The sequence below is a fragment of the Streptomyces sp. AC602_WCS936 genome (genome assembly GCF_019049125.1).
Taxonomy (GTDB): Bacteria; Actinomycetota; Actinomycetes; order Streptomycetales; family Streptomycetaceae; genus Streptomyces.
In genome coordinates, this window is the sequence record NZ_JAGMUF010000090.1 from 70,996 (window position 1) to 89,110 (window position 18,115).

General features: G+C 74.6%; 12 protein-coding genes. 5 read left to right on the top strand and 7 right to left on the bottom strand.

Going from position 1 to position 18,115, the window contains the following annotated elements; translation table 11 throughout:
• Positions 1 to 57 precede the first annotated feature (57 nt).
• From KUM03_RS25725 to KUM03_RS25740, 4 genes are all read left to right on the top strand, one after another.
• Complete coding sequence (locus KUM03_RS25725) at positions 58 to 1,149, top strand: hypothetical protein (protein ID WP_308406413.1); 1,092 nt, start codon at positions 58 to 60, stop codon at positions 1,147 to 1,149.
• Between the two features lie 191 nt (positions 1,150 to 1,340).
• Positions 1,341 to 3,005, top strand: a complete 1,665-nt coding sequence (gene ettA, locus KUM03_RS25730; RefSeq protein ID WP_217251684.1) for an energy-dependent translational throttle protein EttA — start codon at positions 1,341 to 1,343, stop codon at positions 3,003 to 3,005.
• Positions 3,006 to 3,011: 6 nt separating this feature from the next.
• Positions 3,012 to 3,422, top strand: coding sequence for a thioesterase family protein (locus tag KUM03_RS25735; protein WP_217251686.1), 411 nt, complete (start codon positions 3,012 to 3,014; stop codon positions 3,420 to 3,422).
• Positions 3,419 to 4,099, top strand: a complete 681-nt coding sequence (locus KUM03_RS25740) for a hypothetical protein (RefSeq protein ID WP_217251689.1) — start codon at positions 3,419 to 3,421, stop codon at positions 4,097 to 4,099. The genes KUM03_RS25735 and KUM03_RS25740 overlap by 4 nt, the downstream gene beginning before the upstream one ends.
• Before the next feature lie 30 nt (positions 4,100 to 4,129).
• On the opposite strand, the gene KUM03_RS25745 is transcribed toward KUM03_RS25740, so the two are convergent.
• The 4 genes from KUM03_RS25745 to KUM03_RS25760 all read right to left on the bottom strand — a co-directional run bounded on the left by KUM03_RS25745 (position 4,130) and on the right by KUM03_RS25760 (position 12,063).
• Positions 4,130 to 5,089 (bottom strand): ABC transporter ATP-binding protein, encoded by a 960-nt coding sequence (locus KUM03_RS25745; protein WP_217251691.1) that lies wholly within the window; start codon positions 5,087 to 5,089, stop codon positions 4,130 to 4,132.
• Positions 5,090 to 5,198: 109 nt separating this feature from the next.
• Positions 5,199 to 7,910 (bottom strand): FtsX-like permease family protein, encoded by a 2,712-nt coding sequence (locus tag KUM03_RS25750; RefSeq protein ID WP_217252984.1) that lies wholly within the window; start codon positions 7,908 to 7,910, stop codon positions 5,199 to 5,201.
• A 167-nt stretch (positions 7,911 to 8,077) separates the two neighbouring features.
• Positions 8,078 to 11,485, bottom strand: coding sequence for an ABC transporter permease (locus tag KUM03_RS25755; protein ID WP_217251693.1), 3,408 nt, complete (start codon positions 11,483 to 11,485; stop codon positions 8,078 to 8,080).
• 164 nt (positions 11,486 to 11,649) lie between these two features.
• On the bottom strand, positions 11,650 to 12,063 hold the full coding sequence (locus KUM03_RS25760) for a globin (RefSeq protein WP_217251696.1): 414 nt from the start codon (positions 12,061 to 12,063) through the stop codon (positions 11,650 to 11,652).
• Between the two features lie 63 nt (positions 12,064 to 12,126).
• On the opposite strand from KUM03_RS25760, the gene KUM03_RS25765 reads away from it, so the two are divergent.
• Positions 12,127 to 13,104 carry a methyltransferase domain-containing protein gene (locus KUM03_RS25765; protein ID WP_217251698.1) on the top strand — a complete coding sequence of 326 codons (978 nt, stop codon included), beginning with the start codon at positions 12,127 to 12,129 and terminating at the stop codon, positions 13,102 to 13,104.
• A gap of 25 nt (positions 13,105 to 13,129) precedes the next feature.
• On the opposite strand, the gene KUM03_RS25770 is transcribed toward KUM03_RS25765, so the two are convergent.
• The 3 genes from KUM03_RS25770 to KUM03_RS25780 all read right to left on the bottom strand — a co-directional run bounded on the left by KUM03_RS25770 (position 13,130) and on the right by KUM03_RS25780 (position 18,115).
• Complete coding sequence (locus tag KUM03_RS25770) at positions 13,130 to 15,214, bottom strand: FHA domain-containing protein (protein WP_217251700.1); 2,085 nt, start codon at positions 15,212 to 15,214, stop codon at positions 13,130 to 13,132.
• Positions 15,215 to 15,262: 48 nt separating this feature from the next.
• Positions 15,263 to 16,609 carry a VWA domain-containing protein gene (locus tag KUM03_RS25775; protein ID WP_217251703.1) on the bottom strand — a complete coding sequence of 449 codons (1,347 nt, stop codon included), beginning with the start codon at positions 16,607 to 16,609 and terminating at the stop codon, positions 15,263 to 15,265.
• A gap of 114 nt (positions 16,610 to 16,723) precedes the next feature.
• Positions 16,724 to 18,115 carry a PP2C family serine/threonine-protein phosphatase gene (locus KUM03_RS25780; RefSeq protein WP_302185897.1) on the bottom strand — a complete coding sequence of 464 codons (1,392 nt, stop codon included), beginning with the start codon at positions 18,113 to 18,115 and terminating at the stop codon, positions 16,724 to 16,726.

Consider the following 18,115-nt stretch of genomic DNA (forward strand, 5'->3'; position numbering starts at 1 on the left):
GAGATCGGGCCATCTGCCGGCAACGGACCGGTGGTAGCGCTCTTTCGGGTGGCGCCCGTGCCGGAGCTCTTCGTGGGGCGGCCACGAGGGCCGTTGTCAGAGGCGATCGGCAAGATTGCGGCCATGAATGTCACTCCTGTCACCCCGCCACGGCCGATCGACGTTGCCGCGGTCTTTCCCCAACTGGCTCCGCTGGCCCGCACGGCGACCCGCCTGCACCCCCGACCTGGGGCGCCGACATGGCACGACAGCTCGATCGGCGGGCCGCTGCGGTGGCCCGCTGAGGAGCCGTGGCCGCACTGCGAGGAACCGCATGTGGTGGATGGCATCAACCCGGCCCAGTCCCCGGCGGATCTGCGGTTGGAACGAAGGATCTTCGCCGCCTCGCACGGCCGGGACCTGACTCCGGAGGAACGGGAGACGCTCGAGCGGATCCGGCCCCCTCGGACCTATCCTCTGAGGCTGGCGGTCCAGTCGTACGACGGCCCCATAGCGATGCTGCCCGTCGCGCAGCTGTACGCACGGGATGTGCCCGATCTGAGCCCGCCGGAGGGCAAGGACCTGCTGCAGGTTCTGTGGTGCCCCTTCGATCATCCGATCATGCCCAGGACCCTGCTCTTCTGGCGTTCGGCAGCAGCCGTCACCGACATCCTCGACACGCCCCCCGAGCCGCCCGCGGTGCAGTTCGACGGCTATCTGCCGGAACCGTGCGTGCTCGAACCGGAGCAGATCACCGAGTACCCCGACCATCTGGAGCTGAGCGAAGAACTGCGGGAGCAGCTCAAGCAATGGAGTGTGCCGCAGGCAGCAGAGGAAGACATGAACACGGAGACGTATTACGACTGTGTGCTGTCCAACGCCCCCGGCTGGAAGGTCGGCGGCTGGCCCGCTTGGGACGCCAACGACCCCAGCCCGCAGACCTGCTCCGAGTGCGGCACCGGCATGGAGGTCCTGATGACCGTCGCCACGTTCGAGGAAGGGGACGACGGCGGGAACAGCTGGTCTCCGCACCCCCACCCAGGCGCTGGACCGTACCCCGGCCACCGCGGCTACAACGCGACCGGGGTCCAGATAGGCAGCGGCTACCGGCAGCACCTGTTCGTCTGCCCGGCGGAGCCCGAGCATCCGCACATCGAGTTGATGACGTAGCCCGTCCGCAGTGTGCAGCCGGGGCGTCACGGTGCGGGCATACGTCGAGGAAGGGAGAGGGCGCTCCGGACGCCATCCGGGAAACCCCAGGTCAGAGCCCCCGCAGGGAACGCGTTTCCTCCCAGGGGTGGCGGTGCGGCAAGATGGGGTGTATCTGCCCACTGCCTGATCAAGCTGCCGGACGGTTTCTCTTGGCTGAGTTCATTTACACCATGCGCAAGGCGCGCAAGGCGCACGGCGACAAGGTGATCCTCGATGACGTCACCCTGAATTTCCTTCCTGGCGCCAAGATCGGTGTTGTCGGTCCGAACGGTGCCGGTAAGTCCACCGTTCTGAAGATCATGGCGGGGCTGGAGCAGCCGTCGAACGGTGACGCGTTCCTGTCGCCGGGCTACACGGTCGGCATCCTGCTGCAGGAGCCCCCGCTGAACGAGGAGAAGACCGTCCTGGAGAACGTCCAGGAGGGTGTCGCCGAGGTCAAGGGCAAGCTCGACCGGTTCAACGAGATCGCCGAGCAGATGGCGACCGACTACTCGGACGCGCTGCTCGAGGAGATGGGCAAGCTCCAGGAGGAGCTCGACCACGCCAACGCCTGGGACCTGGACGCCCAGCTCGAGCAGGCCATGGACGCGCTGGGCTGCCCGCCCGGCGACTGGCCGGTCGTGAACCTCTCCGGCGGTGAGAAGCGGCGTGTCGCGCTGTGCAAGCTGCTGCTGGAGGCGCCCGACCTGCTGCTCCTCGACGAGCCGACGAACCACCTCGACGCCGAGTCCGTCAACTGGCTGGAGCAGCACCTCGCCAAGTACGAGGGCACCGTCGTGGCCGTGACCCACGACCGGTACTTCCTGGACAATGTGGCCGGCTGGATCTGCGAGGTCGACCGCGGCCGCCTGCACGGCTACGAGGGCAACTACTCCAAGTACCTGGAGACCAAGGCCACCCGCCTCAAGGTCGAGGGCCAGAAGGACGCCAAGCGCGCCAAGCGGCTCAAGGACGAGCTGGACTGGGTGCGGTCCAACGCCAAGGGGCGTCAGGCCAAGTCCAAGGCGCGACTGGCGCGGTACGAGGAGATGGCCGCCGAGGCCGACAAGATGCGGAAGCTGGACTTCGAGGAGATCCAGATCCCGCCGGGCCCGCGGCTGGGCAACGTCGTCGTCGAGGTCAACAACCTCACCAAGGCCTTCGGTGAGAAGGTACTGATCGACGACCTCAGCTTCACGCTGCCGCGGAACGGGATCGTCGGTGTCATCGGGCCCAACGGCGCCGGCAAGACCACGCTCTTCAAGATGATCCAGGGCTTCGAGGAGCCGGACTCCGGTTCCATCAAGGTCGGCGACACGGTCAAGATCTCCTACGTCGACCAGAGCCGCGAGAACATCGACCCGAAGAAGACCCTGTGGGCCGTCGTCTCCGACGAGCTGGACTACATCAACGTGGGGCAGGTGGAGATGCCCTCGCGGGCCTACGTCTCCGCCTTCGGGTTCAAGGGGCCGGACCAGCAGAAGCCCGCCGGGGTGCTCTCCGGCGGTGAGCGCAACCGTCTCAACCTCGCGCTCACCCTCAAGCAGGGCGGCAACCTGCTGCTCCTCGACGAGCCGACCAACGACCTCGACGTCGAGACCCTCTCCAGCCTCGAGAACGCGCTGCTCGAGTTTCCCGGGTGCGCCGTGGTCGTCTCCCACGACCGGTGGTTCCTGGACCGCGTCGCCACCCACATCCTCGCCTACGAGGGCGAGTCCAAGTGGTTCTGGTTCGAGGGCAACTTCGAGTCGTACGAGAAGAACAAGATCGAGCGGCTGGGACCGGACGCCGCGCGTCCGCACCGCGCCACCTACAAGAAGCTGACCCGGGGCTGATCGATCTTGCGGCACATCTACCGCTGCCCGCTGCGCTGGGCGGACATGGACGCGTACGGCCACGTCAACAACGTGGTATTCCTCCGCTACCTGGAGGAGGCCCGTATCGACTTCCTGTTCCGCCCGGAGAAGGACTTCAAGCAGGGGTCGGTGGTGGCGCGCCACGAGATCGACTACAAACGGCAGCTCGTCCACCGGCACCGTCCGGTCGACATCGAGCTGTGGGTCACCGAGATAAGGGCGGCTTCCTTCACGCTCACCTACGAGGTCAAGGACGGGGACGTGGTCTACGTCCGCGCCTCCACGGTGATCGTGCCGTTCGACTTCGAGGCGCAGCGGCCCCGGCGGATCACCGCCGAGGAACGGGAGTTCCTGGAGGAGTACACGGACGCCAAGGAGGAGGCCGTCGTCGCATGACGGTCCTCCACCTCGCCGACGAGGGGGAGGCCGCGGACCTCGCGGCCTTCCTCTCCCGGCTGCTCCACTACGACCGTTCCGCCGCGGTCCGCCTCCAGGCGGCCGGCACGGCCCTCGCCGTCTTCGGACGGCCGCCGTCCTTCGAGGTGCTGGCCGTGCGCGCGGTGCGGCTCGCCAAGCCGTACGAGAACGGGCTCGACGTCACGCTGGACGTGACCGTGTCCGCCGGTGAGCTGCTGGAGACGGTGGACGAGCAGGCGGCGACCGCGGGAGTTCCGGGCGCGGTGACGGGCCCTCCCTGGGCCGGGGTGCTGCCCCCGCGCGGCGGCTGGCGGCCCGAGCCGGGGCTGCCCGCGCCGGACGCCCTGCGCGCGCTGGTCGCCGCGGCGGTGGCGGAGTTCCGCTCCCGCACGGCGGAGCTGGCGCCCGAGGAGCGTACGCGGACCGAACTGGACCGGATCGGGCGGGAGATATGGTCCCGGACGGTCGGGGAGACCGGGCTGCCGGTGCGGGCCGTGCACGCGGCCCAGTCACTGGGGTTCCTGCGGGCGTCCGCGTCCGTAGGTGACGCGCCCGGGCTGTTCTCCTCGGGTGCGTGGCTGCGGCTGCGCACTCCCTACGGGTCCGTCGCCCTGCGGCGGGCCGGTACCGGGGCGCTCGGCATCAGCGTGCGCTGAGCCCGCCGGGAGAGTCCTCCGCCCGGCCGCTCAGGTTCCGTCGCTGTCGTCCGGGCGTACGGCGATGTGGTCGGGTTCCAGTTCCAGGGCCACGCGGTCGCGCATGTCCAGGGCGCGCGTGTACTCGGCGGGCAACTGGAGCCGGCCCGCGCGGTCGAGCATCGCGTACTCCCGGGCCACCACCCTCTCGTCGCCGGTCGCGGCGTCCACCTCGCTGCGGCGCAGGACCTCCGTGGAGGTGCGGCCGTCGCGGATGGCGACCGTGCGGCTGACCTCGCCGGCCACCGCCTGGTCGTGGGTGACGATGACGACGGTGGTGCCCAGACGCTCGTTCGCGGTGCGGAAGGCGGCGAAGATCTGTTCCGCGGTGTGGGAGTCCAGCTCGCCCGTGGGCTCGTCGGCGAGCAGTACCGCGGGGTCGTTGGCCAGGGCCACGGCGATGGCGACCCGCTGCTGCTGCCCGCCCGACATCTGGTGCGGACGGCGGTCGCGGCATTCGGCGATCCCCATCAGGTCCAGGAGCTCCAGCGCCCGCTCGGCGCGGGCCGCGCGCCGGCCGCCGGTGCCGGCCAGCTGCATCGGCAGGGCCACGTTCTGCGCGGCCGTCAGGTACGGCATCAGGTTGCCCGACGTCTGCTGCCAGACGAAGCCGACCACCGTACGGCGGTAGGCCAGCCGGTCCTTCGCCGTCATCGCGAGCAGGTCCCGGCCCGCGACCCGGGCGGCGCCGGCGGTGGGGGTGTCCAGGCCGGCCAGGATGTTCATCAGCGTCGACTTGCCGCTGCCCGAGGCGCCCACCAGCGCCATCAGCTCGCCCTGGCGGACCAGCAGGTCGAGGCCCTGGAGCGCCTGTACCTCCACGCCGTCCGTGCTGAAGATGCGCACGACGCGGTCGCAGGTGATCAGGGCGTCGTGGCCGTAGGCAGGACGGTCGCGGGACGCGGTGGCGCGGTCGGCCAGTTCGGCGAGGGTGGGGTTGGTGGTCGTCATCGGGGCCTCCGTCGTCTCCTGCGCGTCGTGTCGCTTCGTCGCCTCCCGGCGTGTGCCGTCTTCCGCGTACGGCACCCTGCGCAGACGGGCGGCACCGGCGCCGAGGCCGTCACCGCGCGTCCCCCGCCCGCAGCTCCGCGACCGCGCCGCGCCGGCCCGACCACCACGCCTGCCCGGCCGCCACACCCACCGTCAGCACCAGCACCGCGAGGGCCGGAACGGCCAGCGACCACGGGTCCGTGCGGAGCTGGGCCGGGACCGTCGAGGGCGACGAGGCCGCCAGGGCGATCGTGGTCAGGTCGATGCCCGGGGAGAGCAGCCGGATCGCCGCCCAGCCGGTCAGGATGCCGCCCGCGACGGCCGGCACGGCCTGGGGCAGGGACTCCAGGACCAGCAGGCGGCGGCCCTGGGCCGGGGTGAGGCCCATGGTGCGCAGGCGGGCGAGGAGGGCGGCGCGTTCGGGGGCCGCGCGGGCGAGGGACAGCAGTAGGGCCAGGGCGGCGTAGCCGGCGCCCGCCGCCACGGCGGCCGTGTAGACGTGCTCCGCGCCTGACTGCAGGGGCGAGTCGACGTACCGGGCCCGTTCCTCGGACCGCAGGTGCACGGACGCGCCGTCGCCCGCCGTCCGCCGCAGGGCGTGCCCGTCCAGGCCGTCGCCGGTCAGCAGCAGTACGGTCGGCCGGGCCGCCCGCGCGGAGAGCCCGGCCCGGTCCACGACCAGGAAGTCGTCGCGGAAGACGGCCGGCGTGCGGTCGCGGACGACGGTGATCCGGAGGGTGACGAAGGTGCCGTCCTCCATCCGGACCGGGAAGGGGGCGGTGCCGAACCGTTCGGCGACCATCGAGGAGGCCAGCGCCGGGAGCGGGTCCTTGGAGCCGTCCCGTCGTGTCAGCTCTTCCGGCGCGAACTCGCCGAGGCCCGTCCGCGCCGCCAGCGCCGCGTAGGCGTCCGGGTCCACGCCGGCGACCGGCAGCGACTGGCGGCCGTCCGAGGTCTTGGCCTGGTAGGCGATGCTCACCCCGGTGACGCCCCGCACGCCGGGCGCGTCCGCGAGGCGGTCGGGCAGGCCGGACGGCAGCGGTCCGGCCGTCGCCTCCACGCGGGCGTCGGCGCCGACGGCGAGCACCGCGGCCCGGTCCCGGGCGTCCGAGACACCGGCCAGGACCGAGCCGCCGAACGAGGCGGTGGTGAACGCGGTCAGCAGCGCGAGGAGCGGCAGCACGGCGGAGACGGACGTACGGCCCGCGCGGGCCAGCGCCAGATGACCCACCGCGCCGCGCAGCCGTCCGGCCGGGCGGGCCAGGCGGCGCAGCGCCGGCGGATGGAGGCGGACCAGCACCAGCGCGGCGATCACCCCCACCAGCACCGGCGCCAGGGACACCAGGTCCCCGGAGTCGCCCGTCGCACCGCGCCGGCGCAGCAACTCGACCGCGCCGAGCGCCAGCGCCACGGCCGTCAGCTCGGCGACCGTACGGCGCCGGGACGGGCGCGCGGTCGCCAGGTCCTGACGGCCGCCGTGCACCCGCACGGCGCGGTGCGCGGCGGCGGCCCGCAGCGGCAGCGCGAGACAGGCCACCGCGGTGACCGCCCCCGCGGCCCACAGCGCGGGCAGCAGCCGGGCGCCGGGCAGGACGAGGACGGCCACGGCGAGACCGAGGGCGCCCGCGGGCAGCGCCACCACAGCCGTCTCCGCCAGCAGCCGGCCCGTCATGCCCTTCAGGGACGCGCCGCGGGACCGGAGCAGCGCCAGTTCGGCGCGGCGCCGCCCGGCGGCCAGACCGCCCGTCATCAGCAGGACGACGGCGGCGACCGTGCCGGCGCCCGACGCGGCGACGGCGACCAGCGGAGCGATGTCCCCGCGGAGGCGGTCGTACGTGGTGAACACGGCGTCGAGGCCGGTCTCGACCTCGGCGAACGGGCTGAGCATCGAGCGCAGCTGCTCCGTGCCGGGCCCGGACTCCAGCGAGGCCACGGAGGCGCTGAGCCGGTCGAGGTCCCGGCCGTGCAGCGCGTCCGTGTCGGGCGCCAGGTGCCAGTAGCGCACGGGACTGCCGTCCGGGCCCAGCAGCGCGGGCGCCGCCTCGGGCGGGAGCAGCAGACCGCCGCGCCAGAACCTCGGGGCGTTCGGGTCGCCGCCGGGCGCGCTGACCAGGGACGGGGTCTGCAGGACGGACCAGACCGACCAGTGGACGCCGTCGGGATCGCGTGGCGCGACGATACCGGTGACGTGGACGGCGAGCTCGGCCCTGCCTCCTACGTGGATGACCGAGCCCGTCTTGATGTGCAGCGTGCGGGCCGTCTCCTCGGTCACCGCCGCCTCGACCCGGCCGGTGGAGGCGGTCACGGGGCCGCCGGTCACCTCGGGCAGTCGGCCGGAGCGCAGGCGGGCGTGGTCGGCGAGGTCGTTCGGGGTGGCGAGGACCATCTGCGCGGGCAGTCCGTCCGGCTGGGGCAGCCACTCCTCCGCCGCGATCAGGTCGGACGTGGTGCGCACCCCGTACGCCGACCGGGAGCCGTCGACGGCCAGCGGGCTCTCGACGGTGTCCACGATCGACTTGTAGTAGCCGGCGACGCTCTTGGGACGCAGCGCGTCCTCCTGGTCCGCCGTTTTCCTGCCGAGGCCGGGATCGGCACTGACCTGGACGCTGCTCTGCCCGGGGTGGACCTGCTCGACGGCCCGGCTCAGCCCGGCGTCCGCGTACCGGTCCAGCGCCCGCGGGAACGCGGCGGCCAGGCACGCCGTCAGCGCCACCAGCAGTGCCAGCGCGCCCGCGGCACCGGGGGCGGCCCGCAGCCGGGTGCGTATCCAGGGGGCGGGCACCCGGTTCGGCCGGTTCGGCGGGCTCGGCGGGTTCGGCGGGCTGGGCGGGTTCGCCGTGCTCGCCGGGTTCGCCGGGTTCGGCGGGTTCGGCGGGTTCGCCGGGCTGGGCGGGTTCGCCGGGTACGGCCGGTTCGGCGGGTCCGCCGGGCTCGGCGGGTTCGGCGGGTTCACCTTCCGTCACCTCCGCGCTCCTTGAGCGTCACCGTCGGGTCCGTCCGGCGCAGCGCCAGTGCCGCCGTCACCAGCAGCGGTACCAGGACCGTCGCGGCCAGCAGCACGGCGACCCGGTCGTACGGCAGCGTGACGTGCACGCCGGGGACGGGCCGGGTGGCCCGCTGGGTCAGCACGGTCAGCGGGATCACCGCCCGGGTCAGGACCGCCCCCAGGGCGGCGCCCGTCAGCAGCGCGAGGCCGACCAGCACGCCCTGCTCGACGGCGACCGTGCGGGCCAGCCTCAGGCGCGAGGCGCCCAGGGCCCGCAGCACCGCGAACTCCGTGCCCCGCTCGCGCAGCGACCCCGCGGCGCTCACCGCGAACCCGACCGCGGCCAGCGCCGCCGCGACCCCGGCGGCCGCCGCGAACGCCGCCCCGGGACCCGCGCCGAACGGGTCGTCGCGCAGCCGCTCGGCGACCTCGTCACGCACCATGACCTGGGACGGCGCCGTGTCCGGGAGGGCGCGCAGCGCCGCGACGGCCCCGTCCGCCTCCTCCGGCGTGGTCCGCAGCCACCACTCGGTGGGCGGGAGGGCGGTGCCGTGGCCGCCCTGGAGCTCCTGGTTCACCGTGCGCAGGTCGACCAGCAGGGCCCCGCCGAACCGCGCCGGGTCGGCCTCGTCCGGGGCGGTGGTCGGCAGCTCCCGCACCGAACGCAGGATCCGCACCTGTACGCGTTCGCCGCCGAGGTTCACGTTGACGCGCTGCCCGACGCGGGCGCCCGTCGACTCCAGGAAACGGTCGGTGGCGACGGCGGTCACGTCGGGCGGCTGCGGCCCGGACACCCTCAGCCGGAGGGTAAGGACCGACGGGGGCCGGGTCGGGTCGTTGTCGGAGTGACCCGTGGCGTACTCGACCGTGAACGGCTCCGCCGACAGCACCCGCGGCGGGGCCGAGGCAGCTCCGTCGGCCGGTCCGAGCGACGGCCCGGTGACCTCCGACAGCCCCGTCCAGTCGCCGGGCAGCCGCACCTGCCGTGCGGTGCCGTCGGCGGACGTGGCGGTCACCTCGCGCACGGTCAACCGGTGCTGCTCCCCCTCACCCGTCGGCCGGGTCATGACCAGCTGCACACCGGTCAGGGTCAGCGGGCCGGCCGACACGTCCATGGTGAGGGTGTGTTCCCGGCCGTCGGCGGCCAGCTGGCCGGCCCGCAGCCGGTACGGGGTTCCCCAGCGGTCCTCGACGGTCACCGTCACGTCGGCCGCCATGCCGGCGGGGGACCGGCCCGCCCCCGGCACGGTGTCGCCGGTGTCGCCGGGCGGTGTGCCGACGTCCCAGCCGGACAGGGTCGCGGCCAGCGACAGCGTCGCCGTCCCCGCGGGGATCGGCGCGCCGGCGGACGGCTGCCCGGGTGCCAGGCCCGACAGCAGTTCCGGCAGCGGCTCGTCGGCCAGGTCGGAGCGCAGCAGCATCGTGTCCGCCGCGCGGGAGGTGTCCAGCGCCAGCACGGTGGCCGTCCGGTCGCCGGACAGCGACAGCGTGGTGCGGGCCGCCGGGGCCACCTCCGCCACGCCGGGCACGGCCGCGTACCGGTCGGTGCGACCGGGGACCGACTCGGCGGGGGCGGTCACCCGTACCGGCGCTCCGGTGCGGAAGTCGGCCTGGTCGTCCTGGGAGCGGGACCAGGAGGCGCTCTGCCCGATCGCCATCGTGCCGAGCGCCACGGCGAGCACCAGCAGCAGCACCGGGCCCGCCCCGCGCATCGGCCGGCGGCTCAGCTGCCAGCCCGCCAGCGCCCCCGCCAGCCCGCGCCCGCTCGCCGCCCGCCGCTCGGCCAGCCGCGCCACCAGCGGCAGCAGCCGCAACGCGAGGACCGTCCCGGCCAGCAGGGCCAGCGCGGGCGTCGCGACGAGCAGCGGATCGACGCCCAGCGTGCCGGGGTCCCCGCCGGTAGCGGTGTCGGCACCGGTCCCGGACGTGGAACCGGTGCCCGTGGCCGTGTCCGTGTCCGTGTCCGTGCCGGACGTCTGCCGGTCCAGTTGCCAGTAGGCGACGCCGGCCAGCACCAGCAGTGCCACGTCCGCGCCCGCGCGCAGCGGGGCGGGCAGCGTCCTCGCCCGGCCGCCGACGTCCGTCGCCGAGGTCAGCGCCGGCAGCGTCACGGCGAGGGTGCAGCCGAGCGCCGCGAGGGCGGCCACCAGCCACACCACGCCGCTGCCGCCGGCCGCGGGCTCCCACCGCAGCCCGATCCGGGCCAGCGGCCCCTGCCCGGCCAGCAGCCGGATCAGCGGCCCGGCGAGCAGCGGCGCACAGACCAGTGCGGGCCCGGCCAGCAGCAGCGCCTCCAGGGCACAGACGCCCACCAGCCGGGCCCGGGAGGCACCGCGTGCCCGCAGCAGCCGCAGCTCACCCGCCCGTTCGACGCTCAGCAGCCGGGCCACCAGCAGCAGCGCGCCGCCCGCGAGCAGGGCGAGCTGGAGCGCGATGACCAGGACGGTGGACCGGGCGACCACCAGCGAGCGGTCGAGCCGGTCCAGGATTCCGGCCAGCCCGGTCCCCGCCTCGGTCGTGCCGCTGAGCACCGGCCTGTCGCGCAGCCACGCCGTGCCCTCCTGCGCCGCCCGGCGCAGGGCGTCCGTCCGGCCCACCGTCAGCGACGCGTAGTCCGCCGTCGCCAGCCACCCCGACGAGCCCGCGCTGACCCTGCCGCCGCTCAGCACGCCGGACGGGGCGAGCAGCGGCCCGTACGTCGTGAAACCGCCCTGCTCGACGCCGCGCCCGTCCAGGTCGTCCAGCCGCCAGTACGGTGCCCCGTCGTCGACCGGCCGGTACAGGCCGGTGACCACCACCCGGACGTCGGGGCCGTCGAGGCGGTCGGTGAGCGTGAGCCGGTCGCCGGGCCGCACTCCCAGCTGCTCGGCGGCGGTCACCGGCAGCGCCGTCTCGACGGTCTCGCCCGCCGCCTCGCCGGGCATCCGGCCCTCGTCGATCCGGACCTGCGTGGGGTCGAGCGCCGCGAAGTACGTCAGATCGGGGTTGCCGGACGACTCGGCCCGCGGCGCGGAGGAGGACGGCGGCGCGGAGGAGGAAGGCAGCGCGTACGGGCCGGAGCGGACCAGGGTCCGTACCGTGTGCGGCAGGCCGTCGAAGGTCCTCGCGGCCCCCTCCCGCACCGTGGCGTCGGCGTCGGAGCGCTGGGCGGCCGGTACGTCCGCCTTCACGACCAGCGCGGCGTCGGCGGCGTTGCGCGGGTCGGCCAAAGCGTGCCGCAGGGCCGCGTCCCCGATGGCGCCGGAGAACGCGGTGAGGGTGGCCAGCACCGTCGTCGTCAGCAGGACGGTGAGCAGAGCCGCCGCCAGCAGCAGGCGGTGCGCCCGCGCGCGCAGCAGCACGAACCCCGCCAGTCCCCCGAACCCCGCCACCCGGCTCCCCCGCCACCTGTTGTCCAGACCTCCGGGCGAGGATGGCAGAGAGGAGGGGCCGCTGGTAACCGTTTGAAAGGCGGACTTGACCGGATCGTGACCGGATACCGGCGTCGAACGACCGGAATCCGTTCATCAGCCCCCGCGCAGGGGAGGGGCCGTGCTCAGCCCTGCGTGTTGATCATCGAGGCGGCCGCGTACGTCAGGTACTTCCACAGCGTCTGCTCGTGCTCCTCGGAGAGCCCCAGCTCGTCGACGGCGACCCGCATGTGCTTCAGCCAGGCGTCGTGCGCCGCCCGGTCGACGGCGAACGGGGCGTGGCGCATCCGCAGCCGCGGGTGCCCGCGGTTGTCGCTGTACGTCGTCGGACCGCCCCAGTACTGCATCAGGAAGAGCGCGAAACGCTCCTCGGCCGGGCCCAGGTCCTCCTCCGGGTACATCGGCCGCAGGATCGGATCCTCGGCGACCCCTTGGTAGAAACGGTGGACGAGCCGGCGGAAGGTCTCCTCCCCGCCGACCTGCTCGTAGAAGGTCTGCTCCTGAAGCGTGCCGCGCCGAATCTCATTCACGTCGTCCATGGTCTCAGACGTGTGGACATAGGACTTGAGGATTAGGACCCGCCGGGGCCCTACTGTGGGGGTATGGGCGGGCACCCGGACCTGGACGGCCTCGCCGCCTCCGCGCGGGCGGAGCTGGTGCGGGAGATCGAGCTGAGCGGTGCCTGGAGGGCCGACCCGGTCTGGCGGGAGGCCTTCGCGGCGGTGCCGCGCCACCTTTTCGTGCCGTACTACTACGTCGGCGTCCGGGGCGGCTACGAACGCCGCTGGGGCGAGCATCCCGACCCCGAAGCCCGCGAGCGCTGGCTGCGCGGCGCGTACACCGACGCCCCGCTGGCCACCCGGCTGCGCGACGGCGAACTGCTCTCCTCCAGCAGCCAGCCCTCGCTGATGGCCGAGATGCTGGTGGAGCTGGGCGTGACGGACGGCGACCGGGTCCTGGAGATCGGCGCGGGCACCGGCTACAACGCCGCCCTGCTCGCCCACCGGCTCGGCGACGACGACCTGGTCACCACCGTCGACCTCGACCCCGAGATCACGGAGTCGGCCCGCCGGCACCTGGCCGCCGCCGGGTACCACCCGGCCGTCGTCACCGGCGACGGCGCCCGCGGCGTGCCCGAACGCGCCCCCTACGACCGCGTCCTCGCCACCTGCGAACTGCCCTCGGTCCCGCGCGCCTGGCTGGCCCAGTGCCGGCCCGGCGGCCGCGTCCTGACGCCGCTCGCCACCGGCCTGGTCGTCCTCACCGTCCACGACGCCGGGCACGCCGAGGGGCGCTTCCTGCACACGCCCGCGTACTTCGTGCCGCTGCGCGGCGGCCCGGACCGGGGCGAGCCGCCAACGCCGGGCCTGGGCGGGGTGCCGCGCCGGGCCCGGGAGGACGACCTCTTCCGCTTCCTGCTGGTGCTGAGCCGGGGCAGCCTCGACCCGCAGGAGGCGTACGCCCTGTGGGCCCGGGAGGACGCCCCGCGCCGCGAGCGCTACGGCATCACCGTCCGCGGCGAACGGGCCTGGGCGTGGCTGGACGACCCGGAGGGCCCGTACGCCTGGCCGTTCGTCTGACGGCGGGCCCCGTCTCAGCCCCGTCTCATCCCCGGCGGATCGTGATCGTCGTCCAGGCGCCGACGTGCACCCGGTCGCCGTCCTGGAGCGGCACCGGCACGAAGGGCTGGATCGGCTCCTCACCGCCGTTGACCGTCGTGCCGTTCGTCGAGTTCTGGTCGACGACCGCCCAGTTCCCGTCCGGCTGCTGCACCAGCACCGCGTGCTGGTGCGAGACGCCCGGGTCCTCCGGCGGCACGGCCAGGTCGATGTCCGGGGTGTCGCCGGTGGAGTGCCGGCGGCGGCCGATGGTGATCTGGTTGCCGGTGAGCGTGCGCTGCTGCTCGGGCGAGTACGCGGGCAGGTTGAGGCCCGCGGCCTCGGGGCCGGAGCGCTGCATCATCGCCATGAAGTAGTCGCGGTCCGGGCCGATGGTCGCGGTCCACGTCGCCGGTCCCTGGGGCCGCTGCGGCTGCTGCGGCTGCTGCGGGAACCCGTAGCCGCCACCGCCGGGCGGGGGCGGCGGGGCCTGGGTCGCGCCCGGCTGCGGGTAGCCGTAGCCACCGCCCGGCGCCTGACCCGGGCCGTTCGGGCCGCCGGACGACGGCGGGGAGAGCACCCAGTCGTCGTCCCCGCCGCCGAAGGACGGGCCGCCCTGCTGCGGGCGGTTGGTCTCCTGCGGGAAGGCGGGCGGGGCGGGCGGACCGGACTGCTGGTACGCCTGCGGAGCGCCACCCGGACCACCGGGACCGGGCGGCGGCGGCACCGGCCGCGACGGGTCGGCACCGAAGGCGGGCGGGGCGGGCGGCCCGGACGGGCGGTTGGGGCCGCCGGGGCCGCCAGGTCCGCCGGGACCGTCGGGCCCACCAGGTCCACCGGAGCTGAACGGGCCGCCGGGGCCGCCCGGGCCACCGGGCCCGTTGGGACCGCGGCCGCCGGGACCACCGGGCCCGGACGGATCGCCCGGACCACCGGAGCCGAAGGGGCCGCCAGGGCGGCCCGGGCCGTCGGGTCCACCAGGCCCACCGGAGCTGAACGGGCCGCCGGGGCCACCAGGTCCGCCCGGGCCGTCGGAGCCACCAGGCCCACCGGAGCCGAACGGGTCGCCGGGGCCACCCGGGCCACCGGGCCCGTTGGGACCGCGGCCGCCGGGACCACCGGGCCCGGACGGATCGCCCGGACCACCGGGGCCGAACGGACCACCAGGACCGCCCGGTCCGTCAGGACCACCGGAGCCGAAGGGGCCGCCGGGGCCACCGGGTCCGTTGGGGCCACCAGGTCCGTTGGGACCGCCGGGACCGCCCGGTCCGTCAGGACCACCGGAGCCGAAGGGGCCGCCGGGACCACCGGGTCCGTTGGGGCCACCAGGACCACCGGAGCCGAAGGGGCCGCCGGGACCACCAGGTCCGCCGGGCCCGCCGGGACCGCCGGGCCCGTCAGGACCACCGGAGCCGAAGGGGCCACCAGGCCCGCCCGGACCACCAGGCCCGCCCGGACCACCAGGCCCGTTGGGCCCCCCGGGAGCACCAGGCCCGCCAAAACCACCAGGTCCACCAGGGCCACCAGGGCCGCCGGGCCCACCAGCACGACCACCGGGGTTACCGGGGCCACCCGGCCCCCCGGGAGCGCCGCCTGGTCCACCGTGACCCGACGGGTCGCCGCCGAAGGGCGGGCCCGGCGGGATCGGCTCCGCGGGACGGTTCATCTGGGACGGGCGGGAGCCCTGGTAGTCGTACGAGTCACCGCCGCCGTACGACGGGCCCGACGGCGGCTGCGGGAAGCGCGGCCCCGGGCCCCCGGGCGCCGGCGGGCGCGGGGCGGCCGGCGTGTAGGAGGTGGCGGTGTTGGTGAGGAAGTTCCACCGGCACTCCTCGCAGAACGGCGCCCCGCCCTCACGCGGCGTGCGGCACTGCGGGCACAGCTGCGGCTCGGCACCGGGACCACCGGGACCGCCCGCCGGACCACCGGGACCGCCGCCCGGACCACCCGGACCGGCCGGCGGCGGGAAGCCGTAGCCGCCGCCCGGGGGCGGAGGCGGGGGAGGGGGCGGCACGGCACCGGCCATGCGGTGACCGCAGACCTCGCACCAGTCGTCGGAACCCGACTGGTGTCCGTTCGGGCAGGTCGGCATGTCGGTGCTTCCCCCTCTTGCGGGCTTGTTGGACTCTGTTGTCCTGCGTCACTTCTTTACACGAACAGTCTTTGTCGACCGGGTCTCGAGAGTCATCTCGTCGGCTTCCTCGACCTTCGCTTTGAGTCGCACAGTACCTGCCGCCGCGTCGACCACGTCCACCACCTTCGCAAGCAGTTTCGCCGTATCCGCGTTTCCGGAGGCCCCCGCGAGCTGAACGGCGCGACCCAGTTTGGCCGTTGCTCCGTCGATGTCTCCCGCTTTGCGCAGATCGAGACCTTGTTGGATGGCTTGTGCCAGTTCGGCCTGCCCGGTGTAGTGGGCGACCTGAGGGTTGATCGACGTGGAGGCGGCCATGTCGTCGGTCCACACGGCGCGCACCAGACCCTGGGCACCGAGGTTCTGGACCGTGCCACCGGGCTCCGGAATCACCAGGGAGACACGGGCGGCCAGCATCTCCTGGCCGAGGTCCGCGGCCGGTACCTCGACGCAGACGTGGTAGTCGCGGGACTCGTCGCCCCAGGAACCGGTGGGGTAGTCCCCGGCGCGGGGACCCGCCTCGGTGCGGCGGCCGGTCAGCTCCTCGACCGTGGGGGCGACCTGCTTGACGAACTTCACAGTGGTGCCGACGGGGGTCCACAGGCGCAGGGCGACGTCCGCGACCTCCTTGCCCATGGCCGTCTCCATCATCCGCGTGAAGTCCGCGGCGAGAGAGGCCGGGTCGGCGACGATGTCGGCGGTGCCGAGCAGGGCGGAGGCGATCCCTGTGACTTCTTTCACTTCCCAGTCGGTGCCCACGCCCCGGGCATCGCAGGTGAAACGCCCGGCGCAGGCGTCGAGCGCCGCCTTCAGGTCGTCCGGTGACTCGTGTTCGTTGCGGCCGTCCGTGAGCAGGATGCCGTGGCGGATGGCGACGTCCGCGGTGGCCAGCAGCCGGTCGGCCAGCCGCAGCCAGGTGCCGATGGCGGTGCCGCCGCCCGCGCTGAGCCGGCGCAGCGCCTGCTTGGCCTGCTCCCGGGTGGTGGCGTCGGCGACCGCGAGCCGGCCGTCGCCCGGATGGACCTCCTTGGCCACGTGGGTGCCGCCGATCACCGTGAAGTGCACGCCGTCGCGCAGGGTGTCGATCGCGGCGGCCGTCGCGTCGCGGGCGTTGCGCATCTTGGTCGGCGGGTAGTCCATCGAGCCCGAGCAGTCGACCATGACGGCCACCGCGGCGGACGGGCCCTGGCCCGGCGAGTACAGGTGGGGCGCGGCGACCGCGCTCCCGATGGTGCCGCCGCCGGTCGCGGTGACCGTCACGATGGCGTTGACCTCACGGCCGCCCTCGGGCAGGGACTCGTTCTGGTAGACGTCCACCGAGAACTGCGGCACGTTCGACTTCGAGAAATTGGCCATGCCCGATCGCATCCCCCTCTACGACCCCACACCGGTGGGGTGACGGCTGATGGCGCGGGCCGCCCCCTGCGGCCCGCGAGGCCACCCCGCGCGCGTCCCCGCCCCGCGGCGGCCTCAGGCCGATCCTGCCCCCTGCGGCGGTGCCGGGAACGGCAGGAGAGCCACTGTTACGTTGTCGTGGCCCCCGCCGTCCAGGGCGTGGCCGACCAGGACGCGGGCGCTGTGCAGGGGTCGCGCGGCGGCGTCCAGGGGTACGGCGTCGGCCATCTCCTCGGCCGACTCGGCGTAGTTCCACAGGCCGTCCGTGCAGACCACGACCACACCGGGGCGGTCCGGCTTGAACGACGCGGTGTGCGGCTCCAGTTCGTAGGCGTCGGCGCCGAGCCAGCCGGTGATGGCGTGGGCGCGCTCGTCGGCGTAGGCCTCCGCCTCGCTCATCAGGCCGGCGGCGACCATCTGCGCGGCCCACGAGTCGTCCTCGGTGAGCCGGGCGGGCGGGGTGCTCCGGTCGACCGGCACCCAGTAGACGCGGCTGTCGCCGACCCAGCCGACGACCAGCAGACCCGAGGCCACCACGGCGCCGACCAGGGTGCAGGCGGGCGCGTTCTGGTGCGGGGCCTGCTCCAGGGCTGTCCGGGGCTCCTCGGCCAGCGCGTTGACGGCGTGCGAGGCGGCGAGGATGGCGTCGTGCATGGCCTGCTGCGGGTGCGTTCCGCGCGGCAGGGCGGCGAGCAGGGACTCACCGGCCGCCCGGGACGCGGCGAGTGACGCGTCGTCGGGGCGGGTCGCCGAGGAGACGCCGTCGCAGACGATCGCCACGGTCGCGGGGGCGCCGTCGGGCAGGGCGGCGCAGCCGACGGAGAACGCGTCCTCGTTGCGGTGGTGGCGCAGGCCGCGGTCGCTCACCGCGGCGACCGGGCCGGACTCCTGCTCCATGTGGTCGCGTTCGCGGGGCTGGGCGTGCCCGCAGTTCTCGCAGTAGCCGTCGTCGTCGACCCGGCCCGCGCGGCAGGCCACGCACACCTTCTCGGAGGCGGCGGGCGCGGCGGGTGCGGCCGGCGCGGGCGCGGCGGCCGAGCGGGGGTCGGGCGCCTGCAACGGGTACTCGTCGGGCTCGTCGGGCTCCCGCCCGTCGGCCCGGTGGTCGAACCGCACCCCGGAGTCGGCCGGTTCGGGCGCGGCCGACGGCATCGGCGGCGCGGCGGGCGGGGGCGGCGGCAGCGGGGCGCCGCCCGAATCGGTGCCCGGCACCTCGGCCGCCGCGTGCACGGGGGCGGGCCGGCCGAAGCCGTCCGAGTCCCGGGCCACGGGCCAGTCCACGCCTTCCGGCGCCGACGACGGCGCGGGCACCGCGCCGTTCATGGCGATCGTCGGGCTGTCGTCGGGCCGTGCGGGCACGGCGGACAGGTCGTATCCGCACGCACCGCAGAAACGGTCACCCGGCTCGAGGGGTTCCTCGCAGCTCGGGCACTTCGACACAGCGGCCTGCTCGGGCATCTGCGACAT